11 protein-coding genes are annotated in these 7,670 nt (G+C 41.0%); all 11 read left to right on the forward strand.

Going from position 1 to position 7,670, the window contains the following annotated elements:
* Window position 1 precedes the first annotated feature (1 nt).
* The 11 genes from EAH57_RS15040 (at window position 2) to EAH57_RS15085 (ending at window position 7,606) form a co-directional block, all read left to right on the forward strand.
* Window positions 2–1,402, forward strand: a complete 1,401-nt coding sequence (locus EAH57_RS15040) for a replicative DNA helicase (RefSeq protein WP_121930755.1) — start codon at window positions 2–4, stop codon at window positions 1,400–1,402.
* Window positions 1,403–1,490: 88 nt separating this feature from the next.
* A complete protein-coding gene (locus tag EAH57_RS15995; RefSeq protein WP_171407485.1) occupies window positions 1,491–1,640 on the forward strand; it encodes a hypothetical protein in 150 nt (49 codons plus the stop codon).
* Between the two features lie 116 nt (window positions 1,641–1,756).
* Entirely contained in the window at window positions 1,757–2,185 is a 429-nt protein-coding gene (locus EAH57_RS15045; protein WP_121930756.1) for a hypothetical protein, read from the forward strand.
* Between the two features lie 37 nt (window positions 2,186–2,222).
* Window positions 2,223–2,639, forward strand: coding sequence for an antiterminator Q family protein (locus EAH57_RS15050; RefSeq protein ID WP_121930757.1), 417 nt, complete (start codon window positions 2,223–2,225; stop codon window positions 2,637–2,639).
* Between the two features lie 287 nt (window positions 2,640–2,926).
* A complete protein-coding gene (locus EAH57_RS15055; protein ID WP_121930758.1) occupies window positions 2,927–3,724 on the forward strand; it encodes a Bro-N domain-containing protein in 798 nt (265 codons plus the stop codon).
* 156 nt (window positions 3,725–3,880) lie between these two features.
* Window positions 3,881–4,240 carry a hypothetical protein gene (locus EAH57_RS15060; protein ID WP_147440128.1) on the forward strand — a complete coding sequence of 120 codons (360 nt, stop codon included), beginning with the start codon at window positions 3,881–3,883 and terminating at the stop codon, window positions 4,238–4,240.
* A 149-nt stretch (window positions 4,241–4,389) separates the two neighbouring features.
* Window positions 4,390–4,635: a hypothetical protein gene (locus EAH57_RS16000; RefSeq protein WP_171407486.1), complete on the forward strand. Its 246-nt coding sequence runs from the start codon at window positions 4,390–4,392 to the stop codon at window positions 4,633–4,635.
* Between the two features lie 11 nt (window positions 4,636–4,646).
* Complete coding sequence (locus EAH57_RS16005; RefSeq protein WP_171407487.1) at window positions 4,647–4,883, forward strand: hypothetical protein; 237 nt, start codon at window positions 4,647–4,649, stop codon at window positions 4,881–4,883.
* A complete protein-coding gene (locus EAH57_RS15075; RefSeq protein WP_121930761.1) occupies window positions 4,876–5,232 on the forward strand; it encodes an HNH endonuclease in 357 nt (118 codons plus the stop codon). The genes EAH57_RS16005 and EAH57_RS15075 overlap by 8 nt, the downstream gene beginning before the upstream one ends.
* A 145-nt stretch (window positions 5,233–5,377) precedes the next feature.
* Window positions 5,378–5,869, forward strand: coding sequence for a phage terminase small subunit P27 family (locus EAH57_RS15080; protein ID WP_121930762.1), 492 nt, complete (start codon window positions 5,378–5,380; stop codon window positions 5,867–5,869).
* A 9-nt stretch (window positions 5,870–5,878) separates the two neighbouring features.
* Window positions 5,879–7,606: a terminase large subunit gene (locus EAH57_RS15085; RefSeq protein WP_121930763.1), complete on the forward strand. Its 1,728-nt coding sequence runs from the start codon at window positions 5,879–5,881 to the stop codon at window positions 7,604–7,606.
* Window positions 7,607–7,670: the final 64 nt, after the last annotated feature.

Here is a 7,670-nt window from a genome sequence, read left to right on the forward strand (position 1 = left end):
TATGAAATCAATCGAAACCCTACTTGATGACCGCTTGAAAAACCATCAATACGAAATCGCCGTTCTTGCAACACTGATGACTTACACCAACGCTTGCAATGATTTCATTGGTCAAATGACTGATGATCTTTTTACGATCCATACGCATCAAGTTATTTTCAATGGTATGAAAAAACTCTATGAAGCTGGATCAGCAGTTGATTGCGTTACGCTTTTAGGTGGCATTCAATCGTTGGGTGAATCCGCATCAGGTATCAATGAAAAATACTTGCTAGATTTTTTGTCTAATGCACCCATTTCCCAATTAACGAATTTTCCAGATTATTTAAAACATTTGCAGGATCTGAAAGCTCGCCGTGATTTACGTGATGCCGCAGAGAAAACAAAATTCTTGGCGAATGATCTAAGTAATGGGTCTGCTGATGATGCGATCGCAAAGGCAACTAGTTTGCTTGGTGGTATTGGTACTGGGAATGATGCTGATAGTGTTGAACACATTGTCCATTCTGCAATCAATGTTTTTAGTGAAATTGCAAAGATTCAAGAAGAAAAGGAAAAGGGTACATACAAGGTTCGTGGTGTAACAACAGGCTTTTTCGGACTAGATTCAAAATTAAATGAAGTCGCACCGGGTGATTTGATAATTATCGCCGCACGACCTTCTATGGGTAAAACTGCATTTGCTCAGAATATTGCTGCACACATCTCAACAAATCTTGCTAAGCCTGTTTTGTTTGAATCATGCGAAATGAAGAAAGAGAAAATCGCACGGCGTTTCATGGCTGCAATGGGTAACGTTGAATTGAGTCGCCTACAGTCTGCTGATATTCGTCCTGAAGACTGGCAGGGATTGCAACAGGCAACAATGATTTTAGAGAAAGCCCCAATTCAAATGCACGACGGTAATGTCACATTATTTGATATTCGCCGTCATGCACGTCAGACCAAAAAACAACATGGATCTATTGGCGCAATCTTTGTTGATTACCTGCAACTGATTAAAACCCCAAATTTACCATCAAGCGCATCTGAGAATGATCGATTAACCCATGTGTCAAATGGACTAAAGGGCATTGCAATGGAATTTGACTGTCCTGTTTTCGCATTGTCACAGTTAAGCCGTGATGTTGAGAAACGTCCGAACAAGCGTCCTGTTATGTCTGATCTACGTGGATCTGGTGCAATCGAGCAAGATGCAGACGTGATTTTGTTTTTATACCGGGACGAATATTACAACCAAGACAAATCAAAATTTTTGGGCTTACTTGAAGTAAATGCCGCCAAGTGTCGTGACGGTGCAGTGGGTAAGACCTTCCTTTGTTCTGAACTTGAATATAGCCGTTTTTCCAATGTAGCGAGTCACCAGTTAGAAAGCCTTGAAAATATGGGGGATGCAGCGTGATTGAGCATGATGTTTCAAAGTCGATTAATAAGGTTCTGTTATTTGTTTTGGTGATGTTGTTTTGTGTGGCAGTGAGAGGGTGTGGTTCATGAGTAAAAATCTAAAGAAAAGAAAATGTAGTTCTTGTGGCGGTTACTGTGGTGGACGCAAAGGCAGTTGCAAGTTTGCTTCCAATGAAGAAAAAAATCGCGCTGATCAAATCTGGTCAATGTTGGTGGGGAGCAAAGCCAATGATTAGTAATTGGATTACATGCTTTCGACACCCAAGAGCCAACATGTACATCGTATATCTAAAGCGATTAGACGGCGACATCGAGCTTTCATTTTTTGTAGATTCTGATTTGGAGAGTTTTTATGCTTGAAAATGGAGTGATCATTGGTATTGACCCCGACCTAGATAAATCAGGTGTAGCGTTAAAAGGTTCGCAAGGACTAGTTTTATATAATCTGACTTTTGTCGAATTAAAAGACCTAATCGAGAAAGAGTACGCCGTAATCAAGAAAGTTGTTGTTGAGGCAGGTTGGTTAAATGAGAAGGCAAATTTTCATTATAGACCAAAGCAAACTAAGTCAGCTGGTGAGCGTATTGCAAAGAATGTAGGTGAGAATCACGCAACAGGTAAATTAATCACCCAGCTTATAGAAAGCATGGGCATTCCAGTTCAATTAGTTAAACCAACTAGATCAAAACTTTCTTCAGACGATTTTAAACGCATTACAGGATGGCCTAAACGATCTAACCAAGAACAACGTGATGCAGCTATGTTGATCTGGGGAATGTGATGGATAAATTCGGGTTTTGGATTTTAAGGGTGATAGCATGAATGCAACTGCAAAACCACAAAAGATGAACTGGATGAGCCGATCCGCCCACCAGTGGCTTGAGCAATATGGGCTGTGGGTTAGGTCAACAAAGATAAAAGTGTCTGCCAATCCGTTGGCTATACTAATTGACAAAAATGATAAAACTAGATTGCGAACTAGCCGCATTTCGATACCATGCGATTTAACCGACTTTGAAGGGGTGGAGATCAGTAAGCTACTGGCAAAAATGCACAATGATAAGCGCGAGTATTTGTCGGAACGTGGGTGGTTATTGATTCTTAAGTATGAGAATGACTGGTCTTATCAAACAATCGCTAATACACATAAATGCAGCAAAGCAACAGTGCGCAGAGAGATTGATTTAGGTCTTGCTTACTTGGATGGCTTAATTGAGTTAAAGTCGGAAGTTTGACAATGAATCAAAATAACTATATTTTAATTGTGCATCCGCAAAATCGGGTGCTTGGATTGGCGTCTAAAATTTTCACACAAAGCGAAATACCGCAATAGCGGTTTTATTTTGCCCAAGATTTTTGCACCCTGCAAAAATTGCCGTTATGGCAGATTGGGCGGAAGTATCGAAAGATACGCTAGTTTGCTTTGTGTGCTAGTACGCCAATTCCGCTTCAGTCTGCCACCATTATATTTATTGGCGTAAGTATTTGGTGGTGAAACTTCTCATACACAGAGGTATTCACTATGAATGCAATTTCAACTTTTACTTTCCACGAAGATTATAATGTTCGCATCATCGAATTAGATAATGGTGATTTCTTATTTCACGCTAATGATCTGTGCGCTGTTCTAAAATATGTAAATCCACACGATGCTGTGCGTCGCCATGTTGAAAAAGATGACCTAGTGAAACACGAGGTCATAGATAAATTAGGCAGAAAGCAGAAAAATAACTTTGTTTTAGAAGCTGGTATGTGGGCTTTAATCCTTGGTAGTGAAACAGAACAAGCTAAACTTGTGAAACGCTGGGTTACTTCTGAAGTTCTACCAACCATCCGCAAGACAGGTAAATACGAAGCACCCAAACCAATCGAAAAACGTGATTACATCAACAATAGCGATATGCTAAATATTAAGCGTTTGATTTGGGCTTGTACTCATCACATTAGTCATGGTGAAGCATTTAAGTTCGGTGTTTGGCACGCTTTACGTCAAGTAACTGGTGTGCCAAGTCCTGCAAAATTTGAAGTTCAACATTTACCTTTACTGGCACAGGAATTCCAACGCATCCTCAACATTGTTGAGCCATACTTTAAAGCAAGACGTGAATGTGAGCTTGCATTGATTAAACGAGTCATTCGTGAACGTGGTGACCATCAAGTTGTTAAGGCGTTACTTGATGAGATGAAAGCATCTACAACCGATTTTAATGAGACACTGCAAAAGCATTTACCAATGGTATTTGATCAGGAATGTCTAAACCTGCTTAACCGCAACCCAAACCATTATGACCATAGTGATTGCAATGAGCGGTTGATTTAATTCGAGCTTGACTGTGTTGCACACTTGGTATAAATTTGTGATATGGTGGACGTAGTTATTGCTGGTCACCAAATATATCTTGAGAAGCTCACATTTTTATGTGGGCTTTTTTGTTGCCTATAGAAAAGGTGTCTCATGTCAGAAAATGAAAATACAGTGAATAGCGAGAGCATTCATTTTGATCCGAACGGCGTAATGGTTACGCATAATATTTGGCTGGAAACTCCAACAGAAACAGTTGAACTTACTCCTGGTCACTTCTATGACGTTTTTGCAGGTAGTGAAACGCTACCAATTCAATTCCAGTTAGGACCAGTCAAAGAGCACGGCGTTAATGGTATTACCAATGAAGCATTGCTTGCTGTCCTGATCCACCGCACCACAATCTTAGACGACAGCTTTCCATGTGATGAAAACAAACAAGCCATTACACATATGGGAAATGCTTTAGCTTTATTCAACAAGCGAACAGCAGATCGTCAGCGCCGTGGCGTGGAAGGTTTAAATAAAGCTTAACAACACTCAATTTAGCCGAACGTATTACGGCGCATGAGGACTCACCAGATACTAGATATTGGTGAGTCCTTTTCTTTTATATCTATATGAGGATTGATCAATGAAGTTTGTCAATTGTCAGGGCTGTGAACAGCGGAGAGAGTGGCTGCATGAGCAAGCAAGAAAATCAAGCGAATCTATCAAGCGAGCAATCAATGCTCTCACTGGTGCTGGAACAAAACAATCAGATCCTGAACCAACACCAACAGTTGCTGCAAAACCAAAACGATCTGATCGGAACAATCAAAACGTTAGTACAGATTAATGTTAACCAGTCTGCCCATATTCAGGAATTGATCTGCTTAATCACTGATGAACCTGATGACGATAAACAGCCTGATTCTTTGGATGATTAGTGAGGTTGAATATGCCTAAGATCGTTTCAGTTATACCACCATCAATAGATGGACAGAGATCAACCAAGGTGCTAGGAACAAAAGTGCTTTTGGATAATGGTGAGTATTTACAGGGTGTGACAAAAGTCACTTTGATTGCGGATCCAGGAGAGGGAGTGTGGAAAGCAATTATCGAAGTCACCCCCGTCAACCAGCACCAAATCGACGCCGTAATGTCTGACATAATTGTGGCAGGTAGAGATGAGTAGACCATGCAGACAATATGGTTGCCCCAACATTGTGAAGTCAAGAAGCCAGCATGGCTACTGTGATGACCATGCCGACCAACGCAGTAATTGGAATAAGCGGCCACAGCGCTCAGGTTCAACGACAGAGCGCGGATACGGACATGCATGGCGATTGTTACGAGAGCAAGTATTGCGCCGTGACAATTACCTATGTGTCAATTGTGCGGCCAATGGCTACATCGTTGAGGCCACTGATGTTGATCATATCGTATCTAAAGAGCGTGGCGGCACAGATGATATAGATAATCTGCAATCGCTATGTTCGCCGTGCCATAACGAGAAGACAGCGAAAGAAGATAGCAAAAATTAATAAGTGTATTGAAACGCACAAAAAAGGCGCAAAAATCGCCGTGATGGGAGGGGGGAGGTAAAAAGTTCAGGCCTCCGCCGTAAATGACCGCCCCCCTAGGCAAATTTTTACGTGCGCGAAATTAAAAATTGAATGGGTTGACAAGATGGGCGGAATTGCATCTGTTCCTGGTCGTGGTCGTAAGGCATCGCCACAGGAACAAAAAAAGGCGCGTGGTAATCCTGGTAAACGTCCACTCAACAATCATGTACCTGAATTTTCTGAAGTCACAAATATTGATGTGCCCGACTACATGGAAAACATGGAGTTTGCATCAGTCATGTGGAAATCAATTGTCCCAGAATTATGTGCACAAAAGGTTCTTCGTATTACGGATATGCATAACGTTGAAGCCTTTTGCATGGCTTATGAAAATTGGCGCAAAGCTCAGCGTGAAGTGGCTTTTCATGGAATTGTAGTCGAAGGTGCTATGGGTGGACCTATTAAAAATCCTGCATTAACTGCATCAAATGAAGCTGCAAGACAAATGGCTATGTTTGGCGCAATGCTTGGTTTGGATCCTTCATCACGTGCACGATTAACAGGTGCTGGTCAAAAGAAAAAAGGTAATGCATTTGCAGGGGTTTTAAATATGTAGTGAGGTTCTATGGCTGGTGATTTCCCAAATGTTGATGCCGCCAACAAGTGGGCTAAAGCGGTCATCTCAGAAAAAATCCCAGCGTGTAAATGGGTTAAATTAGCCTGTCAACGTCACTTAGATGATTTAAAAAAGTCAAAAAAACGTGATTTTCCCTACAAATTTGAACCTAGATTAGCTGAAAAAAAGATTCTTTTTGTCGAATTACTGCCACATACCAAGGGTGAGTGGGCATTAAAACGGCTAAAAATCTCATTAGAAGATTGGCAAAAATTTGGGATTGCTGTCACTTTTGGGTGGATTCGCAAGAAAGATGGTTATCGCCGTTTCCGTGAAAGCTATTGGGAAGTACCACGTAAAAATGGTAAGTCAGCAATTGCGGCTGGTGTTGCACTTAACATGTTTTGTAATGATGGTGAATTTGGATCTGAAGTTTATTCAGGTGCCACAACTGAAAAACAAGCATGGGAAGTTTTTAAACCAGCACGACTAATGGTAAATCGCTCGCCTGATCTATTAGAAGAAACAGGCATCGTGGTTAATGCGGCGAGTTTAGAAATACCAACGGATGGATCTCTTTTTGAACCATTAATCGGTGATCCACCAGACGGACAATCACCTCATTGCGCGATCGTTGATGAATACCATGAACATATTGATTCACGCTTGTATGACACCATGCAGACGGGTATGGGTGCGCGTCGACAACCTTTGATCTTCACCATTACAACAGCTGGATTCAATATTGAGGGTCCATGCTATGACTTGCGTGATCGTGTCATGCAGATGTTACTGGGTGTTATTGAAGATGACGAATTGTTTGGCTGGATTTGGACTATTGACGAAGGTGATGACTGGACCGATCCGAAAGTTTTGCAGAAAGCTAACCCTAATTTTGATATTTCAGTCTATGGCGATTATCTCGAGTCGCAGCAAAAAAAGGCCGTTCAGCATCCATCGCGTCAAAATACATTTAAAACAAAGCATTTAAATGTGTGGGTATCAGCAAGAACTGCATTTTTCAATATGGAAAAGTGGAAGGCTTGCGCTAATACTGGTTTAAATATTGATCAATTTAAGTCTGTTCCATGTTTAATCAGCGCAGATTTAGCATCAAGAATCGATTTGGCTGCAACAGTTAAGTTGTTTTATCGCATAGAAGCAGACGGAAAGATTCATTATTACTGTATCGCCCCTAACTTCTATGTTCCTGAAGATACGATTTTTAATGGTGAAGAAAAGCAAGTCATTAAGTTGTACCAGAAATGGCACAACTTAGGACTGATCGATGCGCATGACACAGCTGAAAATGATCTGAATCTTATTGCTGATGATATTACTGATATGGCACAGCATGTTGCCTTAACAGAAGTACCTCTTGATGAATGGGGTGGTTTTCAAATTATTAGTAAGGTTGAGGCCAAAGGTTATTCAGCTGTAAAGATTCCCAAAAATGTCAAAACGTTTTCGCCAGCTATGCGCGAGCTTGAAGCAGCAATTGCGGCTGGACGTTTTCATCATGATGGCAATCCGATTTTATCTTGGATGATTGGGAATGTTGTTGCTAATCCCGATGCCAATAATAACGTCTTTCCACGCAAGCCTAACAACTCCAAAAAAATTGATGGTGCAATTGCACTGTTGATGGGAATTAGTCGTGTGCTTGCATTAACCAGCCAGAAACAAGAATCGAATTTATCTCAACACTTGGAGAAACACGGGGTTAGAAGATTGTAATGAATTTATTATCAAAAATGGGGGCGTTTCTTGGTTTCAAGAATTCGCCCTCAATCATTTCTAG

It is taken from the genome of Acinetobacter sp. 2JN-4 (genome assembly GCF_003687745.1).
In the GTDB taxonomy this organism is placed as follows: Bacteria; Pseudomonadota; Gammaproteobacteria; order Pseudomonadales; family Moraxellaceae; genus Acinetobacter; species Acinetobacter halotolerans.